A 20,179-nucleotide genomic window follows, 5' to 3' on the forward strand; every position below is an offset into this window, starting at 1 on the left:
CGTAACAGTTTTTTGAATCCTACTGCTCTACCATATGACGTCAATAAATTATGATCTGGAATAGTTGCCAAAACAGTTGGATCACATTGATAAACATATCCTTGAGTTCAGCAAGACTCATACCATCTACGTAACCATTACCGGGAACGAAATTAGAGTTTCGAGATACTTAGTGTCATATTTGTCTTTTAACGCCTAACTTAGATTTAAAATAAAAATTTACAAATCATATTTTTTGATGATAAACCACGCAATTTGCTCTATCGTATGATCTTTTTTTAAATTCTTATATTCCACATCTAACTCAATCGGTTGTAGACGATGATCTAAAGTGAGGACATTAAAATCATGAAAATCTACCCTTCTATGACTCAATTCATTACGAAAATAATTTAGCATTAGCACGAGACGAATAGTGTCGTATTGGACTTATGATTGAAAAAAGTGCAAAAAAATTCTCGTATTTAATAAAATACGAGAATTTAAACAAAAGCCTACAGCCCAGACGCCACAGGCGTCTTTTTTAACTCCTTGGACCAAATAAAAAAAGGAGTTTTTTCTATGAAACAAGAAAAATTATTCGACTTATTCACCATCAACAATATCCACTTTGCATCAATCAGAACATTTCAGCATTTAAAGACTGGAAACCACTTTGAGGCCTCATTTCAAGATAGGATTACTCAGTTCAAAATAGTTAACAGTGGTCAAGTCAAAAACTTTAATAATCTGACTCTAAAGCCTAACCAGATACTTCTATTCAGTGATACGCAACCAAACAAATTTATGGTTATTGAGATTTGTTAAAAAAGGGAAACTCTTAATCGAGTTTCCCTTTTTTTTTCACATCTTCTAAAATAACCTGCTTGAATTCCACCAGATCGATCCCATAGAGATCAGCCAAAATAAACAATAACTTACCGTCAATAAACTTATTCTTATTAGTCTCCATAGAACTCAAAACAGAAGTAGATGTGGAATAACCATATTTATCTTTAACTTCATTAACAACTTGCTGAAGTGTTAATTCTTTAAAAAATCTTTTTGTTTTTAAGTATTTTCCAATTGCAATCATACGCTAAATATAACCTCTATCTATCATATATGCAATTTTACCGTAAAATTTGTTATTTTTCTCATTATATGTTGAAACATTTGCAAAAGTAAATTAATATATATGCTGTAATCCTGAATTAAGGAAATATTCCTTAATTCAATATACAGAAAAGGTGGAAATTTTTTCATGTACAGTAATAAATATCTCAAAGCATACCTAATGATTCACAATATCAAACAATCAGATATAGCATTACTGTTAAACAAATCCATATCTACTATCCATAGAAAAAACGAAGATTTAGGATATACGCAAAAAGAAATAATTTTACTAAACCAAAAAATGCATATTCCGTTTAAAGTTTTTTTCTACGATTTTTCTGCGGATGATAGTGAATTCCTGCCTGATTTGTAACGGATTGGTGTCAACATTATACGCAAACATTAGGGGGAATGTATGTGAAATAAATTAGTAAGAAACTTACATTAAATTATCAAAAATAAAGGGGATAATAATTATGAATTTACTTGTAAAGTCTGCTGTCACAAGTATGGCTGCTATCACTCTACTTTCAACGGGAATTGCTGCAACTCAAACGGTTAAGGCACAAGCCAATCCTATTGCACGTACTTCCAAAGTCACTCGCATCTATACTAAAAAAGGTAATCTCGTTTCAAACCGTTCTTTAGCTTCTAACACTGATTGGGCTACTGGAAAAATTATTCAACTTAACGGTGAAAAATATATTCAAGTTGCGACTAATGAATACGTCAAAGAAAATGACATTCAACTCGTCTCAACGTTACCTACAGATCCCAATAAAGACAAATTAGTCGGACGAGTTATTATGGGATCTGACAAAGTATTTGACACTGCAACAAACAGTGTCAGTTCTACAACACTCGAAGGTGGTAGTGAGTGGATTGTATCCAAGGCTGTCACAAACAAAAATGGTCAATCTTTCTATAAGATCTCCAAGACTCAATGGGCATTTGGTGAAAATATGATGTTAAATAAAAACATCGATTACACTTACAATGCTGAATTTGGTGTTACACCAGATAATGATCCAGTAGCAACTGGTGATTTTGGTCCAGCAGGGCAAAATAACGACGGACTAGTAATAACCATTTTTAAAGGTAATGCCAATATCTACGATGATAGAACAGGTTTGCCAACTTCAAATACGGTTCCCGAAGGTTCTAAATGGAAAGTTAGTCGTGTTGTAACAGTTAATGAAGGACTATTTTACTTCAAGATTGGCTCACATCAGTGGATTTCAGGTGGTAATGCTGAAGTAAATCAGATGCCAAATGTTGATCATGTTAACTCCTTCGGACCAGCTCTATTAGATGGAACTGAATACGGTCATAATCCAACTAGATACAATGGTTCAACCACAATCACTGGTACTACTGACAACAATTCTAATAATAGTTCAAATACAAACAACAATAATTCCAATACTAACGTTGACACCAATAATAATTCTGACTCAACTAATACAAATACCAATACGGGATCATATCAACCAAATCTTGCTAACATCAATAAGTATTTCGTTGAATATCTAAATGCTCTACACAAAGCTAATGGTACTGCTCCTGTACAATCATCTGCCGATATGATCAATTATGCACAACAACGTGCAGCCCAACAGAATGGTGGTAATTTGGATCACTCTACTGCTGAAAGAGATACATCAGAAAACTTAACTAGTGCTGGATTCAACTACATGTCTTACGCCGGAGTTAAGTCGGATAAGGATGCTGCTTACTTCTTGCTAAAAGATTGGTACGACGAAACTAATAACTACGCTCCACTAGGCCAAGCTGGTCACTTTGGCCATCGTGCAGCATTGATCTATTCCGGACCTACTGTCGGTTTAGGTATTACTGACACGGATGCTTCCTTCGATGCTGATTGGAACGATAGTACTTTGAATCAACAAAATGCTCTCTACAATTACACAGGTTCAAATCCTAACACTCAATTTATTTCGAAAGACTCAATTTAGTATAGCTGATGACATTAGATATTAGATTTTCTAAAATAATCGAAGAAATAGCTGAAGACCTAGAACTACAAGCTGGATTAGTTTTAACTGGCGCACAAATGCGAGAATTAAAGCTTAAACAACACGTAGTACTGAAAGATTCTGAAATACAATGTTATTTAAAGGAAATCAGAGAATATCTTTCAAATACTGAGCCTAGTGAACGAATCTGGGAATGCTACAATGTGATCTCCAACAATACCTATATAATTGCTGTACATATTGAGACTCCCTATATTAGATTAGATACAGCTGATCTGAATGGATAAAAATAGCCCTGGCCAATTTGGTCAGGGTTGTTTTTTTTCAGACAAACGTCTCAATAACATTTTGATCATAGCTGTATTTCAATCCATTAACTTAAATCTTCTACTATAACTAATCTAGCCGATTAGCATTAAAAGACTAGCTGTTAATATATCAAAAGAATTTTTTTATAATTAATTAATATTTTTTTGATTAGTTTCATCACCTAAAAACCAGACTACCGCTCCAGCAAAAACGGCAATGGCACTAATGATCCAAAAAATCACATTAGCACTGGTAAACGACAATAACCAAGCGACTACAATAGGCATACCGACAGTAAAAAGTTTAGCAATCCCATTAGCAATACCTGATCCACGGAATCTAAATTTAGTTGGAAACAATTCGGCGACATATACGGCTACGACACTAGCCATCAAAATATAAAAACACGTTGTTAGCAGAAATCCTACAAGTACGACAGTGAAAACCTGAGACTGCCTAGCATAAATCATCCCAAAAATTGCTGTCAGAAAAAATGCTGGAACAATCGTCAATTTACGACCTATTTTATCAACTAAATAAGCACCAATTGCACATCCCACTGGAGCACCGAGCATCATCAATGTAGACAACCCCAACGAATTACTGATATTTATATTTTTTTGGACCAACAAAGTCGGAACCCAAGAGGTAAAAGTATATTGACAGATAATGGTTGCTGAAACAGCAACGGTTGCAACAAATAAACTGACCATAAATGAATGATGGACTTGTTGATGAGGTTGCTGAGACTGAATCTTTTTTTGCAAATTACTGCCATTAACTTCCAAGCGCTCGATTATTTTTTGCGCCTCTGCTTGTCGATCATGTGCAATCAACCAACGGGGAGATTCTGGAATATCTCTACGCAAATACCACAAGATGGCGGCAATAAGACCGATAAATGCAAACATTGGACGCCAACCAAATCTTGGAATAATCAATGTACAAAGGAGCATGGTTATTGGAGCACCACAGTTAGCAATAAGTGAAGTGGTGGCACACCATTTCCCACGGTTATGTACTGGCGCAAATTCATTTACCATTGAATATCCAGTAACAATTTCAGATCCAAGGCCGATACTGGACATTAAACGGCAAATAATAAGAAAAGTCATATTAGGAGAAAAGGCGCCTAAGAAAGTGAAAGCACCAAATAAAATCAAATTTATTTGATAAGCAATTCTTCTACCTTTGAGATCACCAATAAAGCCGGCAATCAATGAACCAATAAATAATCCTAAAAAACCACTTGATAAGAAATAAGAATTTTGCTGAATCGTTGACCAATTATCTTTTAAAGTCGTACTTGCTACTGCACTTGCCATATAAACATCAGCGGCATCAAGGATCATACCACCTGATACTAGTGCAAATACTTTATAAAATAGTGGTGATTCGTTTGTTCGGTCAAGTCGACCTTGAAGTTGCATTTTCCCTTGAATTTCCACAAAGCATTCCCCCTAATTAAAACTTGCTATATTCATTTCATATTGTTTAATTTCATTTTCATACTCCATCGTTATATCGATATCATCTAAACCATTTACAAATTTATGTTTCCACAATGGATCCATTGCAAATTTAAATATCTTGTTTTTGTAAATCACTTCTTGCTTAGGGACATCAACAGTGATTTTTTCATCGTAAGAAATATTTGCTAAGATATTACGTTCACTTTGAGGTAAAGTGATCGCTAGTAAACCGTTTTTGGTGCTATTCATATAGAAAATATCACTAAAGCTTCCGGCAATAACGACTTCAAAGCCATAATCTTTTAATGCCCAAACTGCGTGTTCTCTTGAAGATCCACAACCAAAATTGTCACCAGTTATCAAAATACTGGCAGCTTTATATTCATCTTTATTTAAAACAAAATCCGGATTAGGTTTACCACCGTCCAAATAACGCCAATCATAAAAAAGATTTTTTCCATATCCAGTTTTTAAGATATTTTTTAAAAATTGCTTGGGGATCAATTGATCGGTATCAATATTGTCTTTCATCAATGGAACACTTGTCTTAGTAATTGTAGTTATTGGTCTCATTAGATTGCTTCCTTTCTAATATCAACAAAATGTCCGCAAAGAGCTGCTTCTGCTACCATAGCTGGACTAGCTAGATGTGTTCTTGAACCCGCACCTTGACGTCCTTCAAAATTACGATTTGAAGTTGATGCACAGTGGATTCCATTTGGTACTTGATCAGGATTCATCCCTAAACAAGCTGAACATCCCGGCTCACGCCAATCACACCCCGCATCTTTAAAAATTTTATCTAATCCCAATTTTTCAGCTTGAATTTTTACAGTACGCGATCCAGGTACGACTAAAGCTGTAACAGACTCTGCAATGTGACGACCTTTTAAAATATTTGCTGCAATCTTCAAATCAGATAAACGACCGTTGGTACAAGATCCTATAAAAACATAGCCAATTGGTATTTGTTCGGCAGTTTGTCCGGGATGGAGTCCAATATACTCATAGGCCTTTTTATCATCATCGTTTTTGATTTCTGGGAAAGGCTTATCTACTGGAACTGACATGCCAGGATTAGTTCCCCATGAAACGAAAGGAGCCAATTCACTGACATCAAAGTCAATGACTTTATCAAAGGCTGAAATATCGTCAGTTTTAAATTGTTTCCAATATTCGATTGCTTGATCGATTTTTTTAGGTGCATATTTACGACCTTTTACATATTCAAAAGTCGTTTGATCAGGTTGAATGCTACCCATCTTTGCTCCACCTTCAATCGACATATTACAAATGGTCATCCGTTCTTCCATACTCATATTTGCAATCGTATCTCCGTAATATTCAACAGCATAACCGTTACCAAAAGAGACGCCTTCACGTGCGATAAGACCCATGATGATATCTTTAGCATAAATACCATTAGGCAATTTCCCATGAATATGAATTCCCATAGTTTTAGGTTTTGTCTGCCAAATTGTCTGTGTAGCTAATACATGTTCAACTTCACTAGTCCCAATACCAAAAGCAATTGAACCAAAAGCCCCATGAGTTGCAGTGTGTGAATCCCCACAGACAATAATCATTCCCGGTTGTGACAAGCCTAATTGAGGGCCAATAACATGAACTATTCCTTGATCTTCACTGCCCATTCCCGCTAATCTGACACCAAATTCTTTTGCGTTTTTACCTAATGTTTCAATCTGCTTTCTGGAAATGGCGTCCTTAATATTAAAAATATCGATCGTTGGCACATTGTGATCCATCGTCGCAAAATTTCGTTCTGGTCGTCTTACTTTACGATGATTCTCTCGTAATCCTTCAAAAGCTTGTGGTGAAGTTACTTCGTGTAGTAATTGCAAATCAACGTACATTAATTGTGGCTCACCAGTTTTACCTGTAATAACGTGTTTATCCCAAATTTTATCGAACATTGTTTTTGACATATTCTTGCCTACCTTCTTTAATATTTTTAATAATTGATTCTGTCACCTCTTCTGTCGTACTGTCTCCTCCTAAATCAGGTGTAGATGTGTGTTCACTTATTGACCGATAAATAGAATGATAAATTTCTTGCGCTAAATCATCTCTATGGAAGGAATTTTCCAACATCATAGCAATTGATTTGATCATTGATATAGGATCGGCAATACCACGTCCGGCAATATCTGGAGCAGATCCATGAATCGGTTCGTATAATGCCGGTCCAAAAGATCCTGAACTCATCGAAGGAATCGTTCCTAAGGAACCAGTGATCTGTGCAGCTTCATCACTCAAAATATCTCCAAAAAGATTTTCAGTTAAAATAACATCAAATTGTTCAGGTGTAGCGATTATCTTCATGGCAGCCGCATCTACATAACTATTGTCATAAGTGACCTCTGGAAATTCTTGAGCCACTTGTTCAACAACTCGACGCCACAACTTACTTGTGGCTAAAACATTTGCTTTATCAACTAATGTCAGATGTTTTTTTCGTTCCATTGCCATTTTAAAAGCAACTTCAGAGACTCGTTTTATTTCATCAACGTTATAACGCATAGTGTCAATGGCTTCTTTTTTATTTAATTCTCTTGGTTCTCCAAAATAGATTCCACTAGTCAGTTCTCGGACAATAACAAAATCAACTGACTTGGTAATAGCAATTGGTGAGTACGACTGCATTGATTCATTGATACTAGTCGGACGAATATTAGCGAATAACTCTAATTCTTTTCTAAGTTTCAATAATCCAACTTCCGGTCGTTTTACTGCCTGATCCCATTTTGGTCCACCAACAGCTGCTAAGAGAACAGCATCACTACTTTTACAATTTTCTAAGGTTGATTCGGGTAAAGGATTGTTGCACTGATCGATTGCTGAACCACCGAAAGGTAATTCTTTTATTTCGTAATCAAAATTCTTATTTTGACTGACTGCTCTTAATACTTTTAATCCTGAATCCATTATTTCCGGTCCAATATAATCTCCAGATAAAACAGCAATTTTATATTTCTTCATAAACGATTCCTCCAATTAAAAATAAAAAAACACCTCATCGATTAGATGAGGTGTTGAAAAAGTCTCGCCCCATCCAATAACGCAAATAGGGCTCGACATTAATTTGTCAGAGTCCTGCGTCAGAGTAATAAGGCCAATAAGGAAGCTACAGATTTGTTCATTACTTGCATTTTATTATTAAACATATGTGTAACCTCCTTTTGTTTGATTGGTTGTAATACTAGCACTTAAAATTAGAATTTTCAACATTAATTTAAATTTTTTCACATAAAAAAAGCACATCATTTGATGTACTTCTGGTGTGATTTAGATTTATCAAAACTATTTGACGTAGACCTAAAAATTATTTCATTCCCAAATATGGTTCAAATCCTTGATATGTTTCTAAATTCTTAGGTGTTCCATTTAATGTTGAATCAGTTGACTTGATAAAGTTACCAGTTGATACTTCATAATACGTATCAACACCATTGGTAACTACACGGCGTACCTTCCATGAAGTATTAGGTGCAAGTGTTTGATATTTAGCTGGGTCACCCTTTGTAGCTGTGAAGTACATTGGAGCGGCAGTATTACCAACTGTTGCTACCAATGATCCTGATGTTTGAGCCGGTTTTGTTGTTTGTGTATCTTGTCCTGACAGTGTTGAATCAGCTGCTCTTAAGTATTCGTTAGTTGCTACTTGATACATAATCTCACCATTGATCTTGGCTGTTTTACCAACCACCCATGGTGTACTTGGTGCTAGAGCACGATTAGTGATCAAAACACCCTTTGAAGTAACCAATTTTGCTGTGACTCCTGCTTTAACAGTTGCTACTGTTGCAGCATTTGCTTGTGTAGAATTAGTAGTTAGGCTTGTGATTGCTCCTGTTGTTGCCATAGCCAATGCAGCGATAACCACTGCTGATTTGTTATTAAATTTCATTATAGTTAATCTCCTATATATTTTAATTATTTCGATAAAATCGTACCAATTGGAATTTCCGAAGAAGTGGTACCATCAAACTTCACCTCCCTTATTTGTCGACAAATCAACATCAAAGGACAGCTGTAATTCTTTAACTTCCCGTAATCCAGCATGGACCATCACAAAGACCGTTACCCAAGTTATTACCACAAGTATGGCGTATCTGATATATGTGTAATTATCAAAAAAATTCCAGTCCCAACATGTGTGAATCAAAATAACCAAGACTAAAAATTTTAAAAAGCGAAGATCCATAAAAGTATTCGTTGTCAATTTTTGTGAACCTTTAGCAATAATTAGTGCTGCTGTTGCAATAGCACACCATTCGGTATGATCAGAAATTGACAATAGCGTTCTCTGAAATGCATCAGTAAACGAAGCAATTTGACCAGTAGATGCAACAATATATTGAATATTTTCAAATGCCGAAAAACCAGTACCCACTGCTGCACCAACCAATAATCCATTGAATATCCTTTTGATATTTAGTTTTTGAATAAAGAAGGCGGCAATAAGCACTTTAGATATTTCCTCAATTGATCCGGTTAAAAGAGAGCCGATTAAATTCAAAGCACTGATTGACGTAAAACTATCTAATATTATTGTCACGATTAATGACAGGATTCCACCCAATAACATTATCTTGCCAATTTTATAAAAACTAATATTCTTAAAAACATTAATTTCAAAAAACAAAACTAAGGCCGACATTGGTACAGCGATACTAATTATCACGTCAGCCGCTATTAAGTCACCCGTCCTTTGATTTAACTGCGTTAAAACTGTCAATAGAATTCCCGCAATAATAATGACCGCTAAAATTCTCGAAAACAACCATGGATGTACTTCTTCATTGGAAACTTCATCCAAACTTGGTGTCGTATCTTTCGTTCCAGCAATAAAAATATCTTCCGCTTCGTCCTCGGTATGTGATTTGAAAACTTCACTGAAAAAGTCCTTCCAGCTCACTTCCACTGCACCACTTCCGCCAGTCCAACTATTCAATTTGGAAGTGGCTGAATCAAACATCGATCCCTTTGTTTCAACATATTCACTATCATTATCGATTTCTTCGTCACTGACCTCAGCTAATGCTTTACCACATTTAGTACAAAATTTAGATTCAGTACTATTTTTAGCCCCACAATTTGTACAAAAAATCACTTTATTTTTCTCTTCCAATTTGATTCCCCTATTTAGAACAACAAGCCCAATAAACCACCTGCAGCTTGTGCTTCCTCATTATTCTTTTGATTATTTTCTTCTTCATTCTCATCACGTTGTAAATAAAGCTGATGTTGCTTATGACAATCAGACGTATTTTGATAACGATGCGTTTCACTCGTGCCTGTAAATTGCCACAACAAATGTGCTGTATCCTTATACTTATTCTGAGTCAAACTTATCTTCCAATTACCAATTGTTTTAGAAGATATAGCCTTTGCTGCACTATTCAATCGATACTCAATAGCAATCGGAGCACTGCCGAATTCAGAACTATTCAATCCTCTTTCAATGTCATATATTCCTTTTTCACCAGCATTGATTTGGATTGTCTTAGTTAATGGATTAGTTGTAACTTTATAATCATTTTTAGATGTGAATTCCTCTCTACTAAGTACAGAATTAACAGTCATGGGAACATAGATTGCAAAATAAGCTATTAAAATTACTACCACAGCTATAAATCCAATGACGAACTTCTTATTATGAAGATATTTATTGACCACACTTTCATTTGCTGATTTAGCATGATTAATATTCTTTTTGCTCATAAGATTCTGTCCACACTTTGGACAAAACATTGTTCCTTTTTCAACTTTGTAGCCACACTTCGGACAAAACAATTTGAATCCTCCCCTTATCTACGTAGGACGGAACCAATCAGCCCACCTACTGCAGATTCAATCTCTTGATTTCTGGCACTTTTCTCTTCAGCTGATTCCAGATAAGCTTGCTTGGCTCTTCTGAACTCATTGGAATTCTGATAGCGAACACTCTCTTCACCATTCGAATATTCCCACATGATTCTTGGCGAATCACTATTAGTATTCTGGATGATCTGGATGGTCCAGTTTCCAGGTAAATCTTTGCCCATCTTAACTAACTCCTCTTCAGCACCAATTTGGGCAGTTGAAAAATCATTATTAGTTGAGGCGGCTACTAAGTTATAAACTTTAGGTTCATCTGCTGTAATAACTATCGTTTTGCTCAAAACATTAGCTTGAGTTGAATAACCACGAACTGTGAATCCATACTTCTGAATATCTGCCCGTACGACTGTCGGTAAATAAGCTAAGCGATAACCTAAAAAGGCCACCAATATCACTATTGCCGCAAGAACTAATTTAATAAGACTTTTTTTCTTACTATGAGATTTAATTATTACTTTAGGTTTCGATACTTTAACTACCTTATGTCCGCAATTTGGACAAAAGTCAGCAGTTGCTGGTATCTTTACTCCACAATTACTACAATGCATTTAATTTTCCCCCTAGTTCTTTTGCATGATCCAATTTGAACCAGACGTATTCATTGAATATGGTGAAGTCTCTCCCTTGAAAACATTGACCAATTCCCAATTATTGTCATCCGTTAATTGATATTCCATTGAATAATCTTCCATTTCGGTGCTTGTGCTGCCGTACTTAGGGCCGCCATCCGTTCTAAACTCATGTTGATCAGTGTCCGTCTTCTTAACTTTGGCAAATACTTGAACATACAGTTGTGTTAAACCGACCTCATTTGTTTCGCTATTATTATGAATTTGAACATACGTTGCATCATCAGCATGAAAATCATTGTCATTGTTTTTATGAAGAGCTGATTTTTTATTAAAGTATTGTTCAATAACTTGATAAGTTGCGGCAGAATCTCCTCGAAGATTATTCGTACCATCTAATGATTTAACTAAAGCATCTGATTGATTTGGTAATTTAGAAGGATCATTTGTACTAGCTGCATCCAAGTACTTAGGAAGATCAGCGAATACCCTGTCACTCACACCCTTGTTATCCAAATGCTTTAATGAATAAAATATCATGCTGCCGTTTTTATCATCATAAAAAGTGACACTTTGTAGGGACAACATCTTATCAAATTTCCCCTCGTCATCCATCTTTGCTCTACTCGAATTACCAGAAACATTCATTTCTCTGGTAAATAGATTTCCTACCAAAGGTAAGGGTCCACCAAATTTGACAGTATCATTCTCGTGTAGTTTAACTGTATTGATTTTAGTAGGATCCATGTGTGCTGTAGTTTTTTTGCCATTGGCATAAACGTGTATCCATGCAGGACCATGAGGTATTCCATACGTGTATTCTTTACCTCTTTGTTCCTTAGCCCGCTTAGATTCCTCGGCCTTTTCTTTTTTAGCAGCTTCTTTTTCTCTTAATTTGTCAGCTTTCGTCTCTTTATTAGTTTTTTTTGGTGATTCTGTTTTTGTAGAATTATCACTGATCGAAACATTTCCAATTGAGCATCCTGTCAATAAAATGCCACTACCCATAAGTACAGATACCAGCGCTGTAAGACCCTTTTTATTCATAATTCTTCCCCTTCTGTCTGAAGATTCATTCTGATTATACAATATTTTATAATCAAATAGAACCACATATTTATATATACTATCGGATTATAGTCTTATGGTATTATATTAGATGAGTGCTAATAGGAACTTAAAACAATGGCTATTCTTCTTTAACCTTAAAAATAAGACAATAAAGACAAAGAGGTCGCAGTATGAAAAACAATGTAGGCGGCAATATTGCTAGAGAACGTCATGCCCAAAAAATGACACAAGAACAGCTTGCCGAACTTAGTGATCTGACCATTAACTATTTATCCAAGATTGAACGCGGAGTTGCTAAACAGATAAGTGTCATTACCCTCGATAAAATTTCAGTTGCATTAGGTGTAACCATGGATGCATTGATGCATGGCAAGGACATGAAATCTTCTGAAAAATTTGGTCCCAACTTAAGACAATTAACCAAATTCTTGAATGGTCTGGAGCCAGAACAAGGTGAGCGTCTTAGTAAAAGACTACTGGAAGTTATCAAATTGAGTCAGAAAACTAACGAATAAAAAATTCCTCATGAAATTAATCATGAGGAATTTTTTTGTTTATTTACCAAATTCAATTTTTTGTTTGTCGTTTTGTGCTTTGGTTAGTAGATAACCAACTTTATTAGTATATCCAATAAAACGTGTGTTATATATTTGCTGACTTACAAATGGACCATTTAATGTGAGACCACTAGAATATGAATGATAACCATAAATATCTTTTGTAATATCGTCTACATGATCTGAAATTAATTTAGTATAGAGTTCTTTACCTTGATTCTGTCTTGTAATTTCTTCATTTAGTACTTCAGTATCATTTGGATCAACAATATAAGATGATGTCCGACTTAAGTTCAATAATTTTAAAAATTCTGATTTATTTTTGAGTGCTAAATGATATACATTTTCATCTGCTTGATCACCAACAAACATGTCATAAGAATCATATGATACTTCCTGTCTAATTACTTTGTTTCCAGAATTATCAGTAATATTTTTTACTTTAATACTTTGTTTTTTTGGTTCTTTATATTTAGATTTTTTGATATGTTTGATGATTGAATCTCTATAGACATTATCACTTATTTTCACTATTCCTGGAGCCATCGACTCTATTCCACTCTCGTCTTTACCATATCCATCAGGAAGTTTTTTGCCATAATTAAAATTATCTGAATTAATAATTTTTATTGCTGTTCCTTGACTACCCCCAGATTCATCAATTTTATTAACGGAAAATATGTTTATAATTCCATCTGCAGTTTCGTCGTCTCCTCTAGTTATATCTGTTGTTACTCCACTTCGTCCGTTCTTAATTTCCGATATCATACCGGTGGTAACGAACTTTTTATCTTGCTTCTCAGCCAATTGTGTAACCTGTTGATTATTCATTTTACTTAATTTACCTAAAGTTATATTATCATCAAACATTTTATACTGTTGCATTCGTTTATTTTTTAAAATATAAACATAGTAAATAGGGCTATCCTTAGCTATGTCATTATTTTCAGATTGAGTATAAAACCAAATATGTGTCCCATTCTCCCTTGCTTGTTTAACAAAAGAAATTTTCTTAGGTGCAGCTATACTAGTTCCACCACTGTTATCACCTCTATGTGTACCTAAGTTAAAAAACACTATCAGAACAACGATGACAACTGCTACTATTATCCATGTTTTCTTTTTATTCTTACCCGTAAAATACTGCTTCATTTAGTTTTCCCCCTATTTATAATCTCCCTATCACCTTGAAACAATTAAATTATACAGCATTTTGTAATCTTATTGAATTATATTTTTTAATATACAATGAGATTACTAAAAATTTCAAGTATTAGTGTACAATCAAGATAGACACCAACAGATTGAATAAGGAGAAAACTTTATGAAAGATCTACACAACAAAAAATACGTCTTCTTTGATATGGACGGACTATTGATCGACACTGAAAAACTATACTTTTCAACTAGACAAGCCACTTTGAAGAAGTACGGTTTCCCTTTCACGGAAGCAGACAACAGACACTATATCGCCAAGGGCTTCCCTGACACTACTCGACGAATACAAAAATTAGTCGACGATAAGGAACTCGGACAAAAAATATTCGATGAATCGATGGATCTTTACCATCAAAAAGTCCAAAACGGGGAAGTGGCCTTGAAACCTGGCGCACTGGAATTGCTAAAATTCTTACAGGAACAAAATATCGATCGTTACGTGACTTCATCATCAACACGCGATGTCCTAATGGTCAATGTTAAGAACGTTGGAATTGAAGACTACTTCACTGACATCATCAGTGGTGATGACGTAAAAAATAATAAACCTGCTCCTGATATTTACTTGCATGCTCTAACTGTTACTAATGCCGATCCTGAAGAAACAGTTGTTTTTGAAGATGCTGAAAGCGGCATTGAAGCAGCACTGGCAGCTAATATAGATGTAGTAGCTGTGCCTGATTTATTGCAACCACGAGAGGAATTACTTAAGCAAGCCGCAGCAGTTTTACCTAATTTGAATGAAGCAATTAAATTATTTTAATATCTGTATACAAATAAGACTCAGAAATCAAATTGGTTTCTGAGTCTTATTTTTTGTGTCCACCACTCATGTATTAAACGATACCTATCCGGAGACCGAACGTGCCGAATACTATGACAATGCGTATATAAAAATACTAAAAAAGTCTATTCAAGTCCTTTATATCAATATTTATAAGCAAAAAATACCAAAATCATATATTTTGGTATCTATTTTTCGAGGAACTACGATTGAATTGAACTTAAAGAAAGGGAGCTTTGAAAATGACATTCAAAAAATTAGCTTATCGTTTTGGTGTTTCACTATTTTCGGCAATGATTCTCATGCCGCTGGCTTCACAAACAGTTAAAGCTGACCCTACTACCACTACTGATTCCACTAACACCACTACAACTACAAATACAACAGCTGCAGCTCAACAACCTACTGTAACTGTATCTAATACAACAACAAATAATAATAATAATTCAGTACCAACTTCAGTGATTGCGACGAATACAACGCCAACAACCACGACAAATAATTCGACGACAACGGCAGCCGCTGATCCAACTACATCTAATACAGCAAATACAACTACCGTAGCTAATACTAGCGGCACCAATAACACGACCGCCAATACCGGTACTGCAGCAACTAACACTGCAACTAGTTCAAATACAACTACTAGCACCGCCGGAACTTCAATAGCTGATACCACAAATAGTATTACCTCTACTCCAACACTCACTGGCACTACAAGCAACACTACGCCTAACACAACTACAAATACTGCTGGCACTACCGGAACAAATACCACAGGTACCACTAATACCGCTACAGGTAGTACGGCAACTAATACTACCGGTACTACTACGACTACACCGATCACTTACCCAACAACGCTCGCTGAATTGCAGAGTCTACCGGATAGTGCAGTTATAAGCTTCGCAGATCCAATCATGGAAAATGTTATCAAGTTCAGTTTACAATTACCAGATTCTGCACAAATCACGGCTGGCGAACTAAGACACTTTAACGGCAATAGCTTTACCGCTAGTGAAGCTAATTACTATGCAGCTCAGAGCTCTACCCATTCCATCTCCGATACAGATGTCCCAGCAGTCGAAACTTTAAATGGTATGCAATATCTTCAACTACTACCTGCTACTGCACCAGTCCAATTTCAGGTTAAATTAGCTTCTGATCCCAATGCTGACGAGGATTTAAGTCCTCTCTATGGACTTAAGTTCTCATCACTTGAGCTTATTGGTAATTTCAGTAATCCTAATGCTAAGGAAATCGATGTCAGTCAATTAAATAACTTAGATGTTTCCGATGCATCAAGTATTACTTTAATCGGTGATTATGGTGTTTCCTATGGTTCTGGTTTAACTAACCAACAACTCCAAACTATCAGTCCTTGGTTGAATAATTTCAGTTTGGACAGACATTATACTAATTATATGGAAATAGACCTTGGTAATACCAATATCACTGACTTCACACCCCTCAAACCTTTGACAACTGGTCCAGCTATCGATCTTGTTGTTGATACACCAGCTCACATTGACAACACTCCGGTTTACGCTGTAGATAACAATCCGATCACCTTCACTGCTCCACCAGTTCTGGGACTAGATGGTGAAGATCTCGCGGGTGGCTATCACTTCTCAAATTCAGTTCCTCAACAATATTTGTCTGAAGAAGATTTGACTAACCTTGGCAATGATCACTATGTTTTGGAACATCCTACTCCAAATGCTTCGGTCTTGGCATATGGTTATCTAGGTTATGGCTATAGTTCTAATCCTGATAACTTCCTCAATAAGAATTACGGTAATGTTTCCTTCCAATACTTCATTCTCAACGGTCAACCTATTATTTGGCAGAGCCATCCAACCGTTACTGTCAATTACTTAGACAGCAATAACCAACCAATCATGGAAAATGGCAAGGCTCTTCAAACCGTTCTTAGCGGTACTAATATTGGTGACCCCTATGATCTAACTAAGACTAGTCAGATCAATGGTTACCAATTGACCAGTCCTACAACTTCACTGAAGGGTAACTTTACTCAAGATCCACAAGTTATTAATTTGATATATAACGCTATTGAAAATAATAATTCTTCAACTTCATCCTCATCTTCATCTGATAACTACCACAATAATGGTCCGTATGTACAAGTTTACGATCAAAATGGTCAAGCAGTTGCTGATAAGCATATCAACCTCAACAATAAAATTATCACTGCTTCTATCGTAATACATGGCAAGACCTATTATCGCATCAATAAGAGTGATCACTGGGTACTTTCACCCGACTTCTACAGTCACATGAACGGTAAAAAAGCCGTTTGGACTTTTGCCTCTGATGCTAAATTAGTCGACAATGAAGGTAAGAGACTAACTACTACCTTAGCTCCTGATAGTCAATGGAAGGTAATCAACACTGTAACTATTGACGGTCAAAAGTACTATGAATTAGCACCAACCGAATTCATCTTAGCTAGTGATACCGTTGTATTCACACCTCAAAAAGACAAGGTTCACTTAGCAGCTGACACTATGCTTTATAATTCTAGAGGTCAAGCTCTTAACGCTGACTTAAGTTCAAATAGTAATTGGTATAGCGATGGATCAGCTGTGATCGATCATCAAAAGATGTATCGTGTTGCCAACGATGAATGGGTCAAAGCAGCCGATGCCTACACCTATCAACCAATCAAGCAAATCTATCACGCAAATAAAACAACTGAACTTTATAACAGTAAAGGTCAATTGTTACCACAAGAACTAAAAGCTGGTACAGATTGGAAAACTGATCAGCTAGTAGTTATCAATGGTCAAACTTACTATAGAGTAGCTACGGATGAGTTTGTCAAAGCTTAATAAATTTCTGATACTAAAAACAGCCATCAATTAATTTTGATGGCTGTTTTGGTATCTACAATTTTAATTTTTGTTTCAATCCTTCTAGTAACGTCTCTGAAAAGTTAATATTTCTTTCTTCAGCTTTTTGAGCAATATCAGCGGGCAAGGAAGTATTTTTTCTTACGTATGGCACCTTGACTGTTAATTTGATTTTTTCCAAATCAACACAGACCAAATTTACAATCGCCTGAGGATTGTCTCTTCTTACTTCATCAAGGTCAGAAGGTTTAGGCAATTCTGCCAGTTCATACAATGATAAACCTAAAGCTTCAGGAGCCCTGTCCAATGCTTCGGCTAAACTATCACCATAAGTTAAAGCATCCGGTACGTCTGGAAATTCTACACTGTATACGCACTGAATACGTATTGTCAAAGTATTTGAATCATACTTTATCAAGACATATCCTTCTAATAAGAAATTACGTAAAACTATCACTAATTATTTATGCAAACTAATATGATATCTCTTTCTCTGATAACTGAAGCCTTCACCAATCACCTCATGAGCATCCAGTACCGTAACAAAGGCCTTGGAATCAACCGATCGAATCAATTCCTTTAGTTGCGGCACTTCGCGCGGCTGAATCATCAAGTAAATAATTTGCTTCGGATCATTCTTATGTCCACCCTCCGCATTCAAATATGTCCAGCCACGATCGAGGGTAATGTCGATCAGATAGGCAATCTCCTGATATCGATCAGAAATAATCAGCACTGCTTTGGCACGATTAGGACCTTCCTGTACGAGATCGATCATCCTTGCCAATACGAAGCTGACGATCAGCGAATACATTATGTGATAAATATCTAGATACGACAGTGATAGGAACAGAACAATGTAATCCATGATAAGGATCCCCTTACCGGATGACATGCCTAACTTTAACTGCCCCACACGTGCCATGATGTCACTGCCACCAGTCGTTCCATTGTAACGAAAGACTAATCCAATACCGAACCCAGATAATACCCCGGCGGCAAGGGATGATAGTAGTAGATCATGTTTCAGCGGCAATGGCTTAATGATAGTTTGATGTGACCAGAGCATTAGAAATAATGACAAACAAACTGTTCCATAAAGAGTATAGATCATAACACGTTTGCCCAAATACCTGAAACCTATTAATATCAGTGGAATATTAAGGACCAAAGTACTCACGCCAAGGTTGATATGAAGAAAATAGCGAATGATCAGCGTGATACCACTCAATCCACCATCAGCTAGACCGTTAGGAATCGAAATCATATCCAAACTAAAAGCATAGACGGCACAACCTATGGTTATCATTAGTATCTCCAAACTATTGTGCTTGTCCCACCATTTAAGTTTCATATCTATCCCTCCTGATATAATAAAATTTATTATTAATCATAGTGTACACTCAATTGTCGTTGGGATTGGAAATTCTAAATTAAATTTAAGCATAGTAAAAGCCCCCTAGCTTGGATTTTGTATCCAGACTAAGAGGCTGATTTTATCTAATTAATTGGAACCCATATACCAGCTACTGATTCCTCCAGCGAAGTAAATATCCTTGACCCATTCGTTGGTAGCAACACGATAGTACTTTGCACCATCATAGATTTTGACCTTGTCAGAGTACCAGTCAGTATTCGTCATCAAGGCACGATTCTTTACGTCATAGATTTCACCAGTTGTTTTGGAAAAAGCTACGATTGGGCAATATGAACCGCCGTTCTTATTCTTAACAGTTATACTCTCGTAACTAGTTTTAGTAATAGAATTCTTAGCTGCAACGCTTGGATCACTCTTAGTATAGGTAGGCAACTCCAGTAATTTATAACCAGTGGTTGTCTTTTGGAACGATATCTTACTTGGAGTGGCAACATGGCCATCTACTAACGGCGCATCAACAGTATCAATATCACCAACATTTTTTGCCCAAACCACGCCTTGTGTCCAAACTTCTTTTTGTTGACCATCGACATTTACATACATCCCAACAGTAACTGGTCCTGAATCCGAAGCAAGTTCATAGTCAACCGACGTAGCTTGAACATTTGTTGGATTACTCAAGGCACCAGTTATTCCAAAAACTCCAGTTCCTAATAAAGATGCGGCTACTAGTCAACTACTCGGCACTAAAGTACCGAGCTTGTAAGAATACGTAATCCTAAGAATACGTACATTACAATTTACCTAGATACACCGTTGCCTAATTAGCTTAGGTCTTACATGGTAATTACCAAGGTCTTTATAGTCCACAAGTTGCCGAACGGACTGTTTATTTAAGCTATTTCTTTCAATCCTTTTGCCAAGATGTTCTTAGCAGCGTTGTGATCTC

Annotated in this window: 21 protein-coding genes and 1 pseudogene; 7 read left to right on the plus strand and 15 right to left on the minus strand. The window is 36.0% G+C overall.

All coding sequences use genetic code 11. From position 1 onward, the window contains the following. Positions 1-561 precede the first annotated feature (561 nt). Complete coding sequence (locus U8519_RS11595) at positions 562-807, plus strand: hypothetical protein (protein ID WP_334330476.1); 246 nt, start codon at positions 562-564, stop codon at positions 805-807. A gap of 13 nt (positions 808-820) precedes the next feature. Here U8519_RS11595 and U8519_RS11600 read toward each other — a convergent pair whose 3' ends face one another. Then, complete coding sequence (locus U8519_RS11600) at positions 821-1,075, minus strand: hypothetical protein (RefSeq protein WP_334330477.1); 255 nt, start codon at positions 1,073-1,075, stop codon at positions 821-823. Positions 1,076-1,243: 168 nt separating this feature from the next. On the opposite strand from U8519_RS11600, the gene U8519_RS11605 reads away from it, so the two are divergent. The 3 genes from U8519_RS11605 (at position 1,244) to U8519_RS11615 (ending at position 3,382) form a co-directional block, all read left to right on the plus strand. Further along, positions 1,244-1,471, plus strand: a complete 228-nt coding sequence (locus U8519_RS11605) for a hypothetical protein (protein WP_334330478.1) — start codon at positions 1,244-1,246, stop codon at positions 1,469-1,471. A 103-nt stretch (positions 1,472-1,574) separates the two neighbouring features. Then, positions 1,575-3,074, plus strand: coding sequence for an SLAP domain-containing protein (locus U8519_RS11610; protein WP_334330479.1), 1,500 nt, complete (start codon positions 1,575-1,577; stop codon positions 3,072-3,074). 8 nt (positions 3,075-3,082) lie between these two features. Further along, positions 3,083-3,382 carry a hypothetical protein gene (locus tag U8519_RS11615; RefSeq protein ID WP_334330480.1) on the plus strand — a complete coding sequence of 100 codons (300 nt, stop codon included), beginning with the start codon at positions 3,083-3,085 and terminating at the stop codon, positions 3,380-3,382. A gap of 171 nt (positions 3,383-3,553) precedes the next feature. Here the strand turns inward: U8519_RS11615 and U8519_RS11620 are convergent, their stop codons facing one another. The 10 genes and pseudogenes from U8519_RS11620 to U8519_RS11660 all read right to left on the minus strand — a co-directional run bounded on the left by U8519_RS11620 (position 3,554) and on the right by U8519_RS11660 (position 12,396). Then, complete coding sequence (locus tag U8519_RS11620; protein ID WP_334330499.1) at positions 3,554-4,834, minus strand: MFS transporter; 1,281 nt, start codon at positions 4,832-4,834, stop codon at positions 3,554-3,556. 30 nt (positions 4,835-4,864) lie between these two features. Next, on the minus strand, positions 4,865-5,449 hold the full coding sequence (gene leuD / locus U8519_RS11625) for a 3-isopropylmalate dehydratase small subunit (protein ID WP_334330481.1): 585 nt from the start codon (positions 5,447-5,449) through the stop codon (positions 4,865-4,867). Next, positions 5,449-6,822, minus strand: a complete 1,374-nt coding sequence (gene leuC / locus U8519_RS11630; protein ID WP_334330482.1) for a 3-isopropylmalate dehydratase large subunit — start codon at positions 6,820-6,822, stop codon at positions 5,449-5,451. The genes leuD and leuC overlap by 1 nt, the downstream gene beginning before the upstream one ends. Continuing rightward, the gene (gene leuB / locus U8519_RS11635; RefSeq protein WP_334330483.1) at positions 6,800-7,876 is read right to left on the minus strand and encodes a 3-isopropylmalate dehydrogenase; all 1,077 of its coding nucleotides are present in this window, start codon (positions 7,874-7,876) and stop codon (positions 6,800-6,802) included. Before leuB ends, leuC begins: the two co-directional genes overlap by 23 nt. A gap of 343 nt (positions 7,877-8,219) precedes the next feature. Beyond that, on the minus strand, positions 8,220-8,804 hold the full coding sequence (locus tag U8519_RS11640; RefSeq protein ID WP_334330484.1) for an SLAP domain-containing protein: 585 nt from the start codon (positions 8,802-8,804) through the stop codon (positions 8,220-8,222). A gap of 75 nt (positions 8,805-8,879) precedes the next feature. Continuing rightward, positions 8,880-10,028 (minus strand): PrsW family intramembrane metalloprotease, encoded by a 1,149-nt coding sequence (locus tag U8519_RS11645; protein ID WP_334330485.1) that lies wholly within the window; start codon positions 10,026-10,028, stop codon positions 8,880-8,882. Positions 10,029-10,042: 14 nt separating this feature from the next. Further along, entirely contained in the window at positions 10,043-10,621 is a 579-nt protein-coding gene (locus U8519_RS11650) for a hypothetical protein (RefSeq protein ID WP_334330486.1), read from the minus strand. A gap of 9 nt (positions 10,622-10,630) precedes the next feature. Beyond that, positions 10,631-10,693, minus strand: a pseudogene (locus U8519_RS11940) (zinc-ribbon domain-containing protein); the annotation flags it as partial. A gap of 14 nt (positions 10,694-10,707) precedes the next feature. Further along, on the minus strand, positions 10,708-11,328 hold the full coding sequence (locus tag U8519_RS11655) for a zinc ribbon domain-containing protein (protein WP_334330487.1): 621 nt from the start codon (positions 11,326-11,328) through the stop codon (positions 10,708-10,710). 12 nt (positions 11,329-11,340) lie between these two features. Further along, positions 11,341-12,396 carry a hypothetical protein gene (locus U8519_RS11660; protein WP_334330488.1) on the minus strand — a complete coding sequence of 352 codons (1,056 nt, stop codon included), beginning with the start codon at positions 12,394-12,396 and terminating at the stop codon, positions 11,341-11,343. Between the two features lie 194 nt (positions 12,397-12,590). Between U8519_RS11660 and U8519_RS11665 the strand changes: the two genes are divergently transcribed. Continuing rightward, positions 12,591-12,935 carry a helix-turn-helix domain-containing protein gene (locus U8519_RS11665; protein WP_334330489.1) on the plus strand — a complete coding sequence of 115 codons (345 nt, stop codon included), beginning with the start codon at positions 12,591-12,593 and terminating at the stop codon, positions 12,933-12,935. A 39-nt stretch (positions 12,936-12,974) separates the two neighbouring features. Here U8519_RS11665 and U8519_RS11670 read toward each other — a convergent pair whose 3' ends face one another. After that, on the minus strand, positions 12,975-14,129 hold the full coding sequence (locus U8519_RS11670; protein ID WP_334330490.1) for a hypothetical protein: 1,155 nt from the start codon (positions 14,127-14,129) through the stop codon (positions 12,975-12,977). A gap of 172 nt (positions 14,130-14,301) precedes the next feature. Here U8519_RS11670 and U8519_RS11675 point away from each other — a divergent pair, with 172 nt between their 5' ends. Together U8519_RS11675 and U8519_RS11680 are read left to right on the plus strand one after the other, a co-directional pair. Further along, positions 14,302-14,958: an HAD family hydrolase gene (locus tag U8519_RS11675; RefSeq protein WP_334330491.1), complete on the plus strand. Its 657-nt coding sequence runs from the start codon at positions 14,302-14,304 to the stop codon at positions 14,956-14,958. Between the two features lie 263 nt (positions 14,959-15,221). Further along, positions 15,222-17,831: an SLAP domain-containing protein gene (locus U8519_RS11680; RefSeq protein ID WP_334330492.1), complete on the plus strand. Its 2,610-nt coding sequence runs from the start codon at positions 15,222-15,224 to the stop codon at positions 17,829-17,831. A 55-nt stretch (positions 17,832-17,886) separates the two neighbouring features. On the opposite strand, the gene U8519_RS11685 is transcribed toward U8519_RS11680, so the two are convergent. The 3 genes from U8519_RS11685 to U8519_RS11695 all read right to left on the minus strand — a co-directional run bounded on the left by U8519_RS11685 (position 17,887) and on the right by U8519_RS11695 (position 19,911). Then, positions 17,887-18,270, minus strand: coding sequence for a type II toxin-antitoxin system HicB family antitoxin (locus tag U8519_RS11685; protein WP_334330493.1), 384 nt, complete (start codon positions 18,268-18,270; stop codon positions 17,887-17,889). 42 nt (positions 18,271-18,312) lie between these two features. Then, entirely contained in the window at positions 18,313-19,206 is an 894-nt protein-coding gene (locus U8519_RS11690; protein ID WP_334330494.1) for a YitT family protein, read from the minus strand. A 150-nt stretch (positions 19,207-19,356) separates the two neighbouring features. After that, on the minus strand, positions 19,357-19,911 hold the full coding sequence (locus tag U8519_RS11695) for a hypothetical protein (protein WP_334330495.1): 555 nt from the start codon (positions 19,909-19,911) through the stop codon (positions 19,357-19,359). Between the last annotated feature and the right edge of the window lie 268 nt (positions 19,912-20,179).

This window comes from Companilactobacillus sp. HBUAS59699 (assembly GCF_036913575.1).
Lineage (GTDB): Bacteria > Bacillota > Bacilli > Lactobacillales > Lactobacillaceae > Companilactobacillus.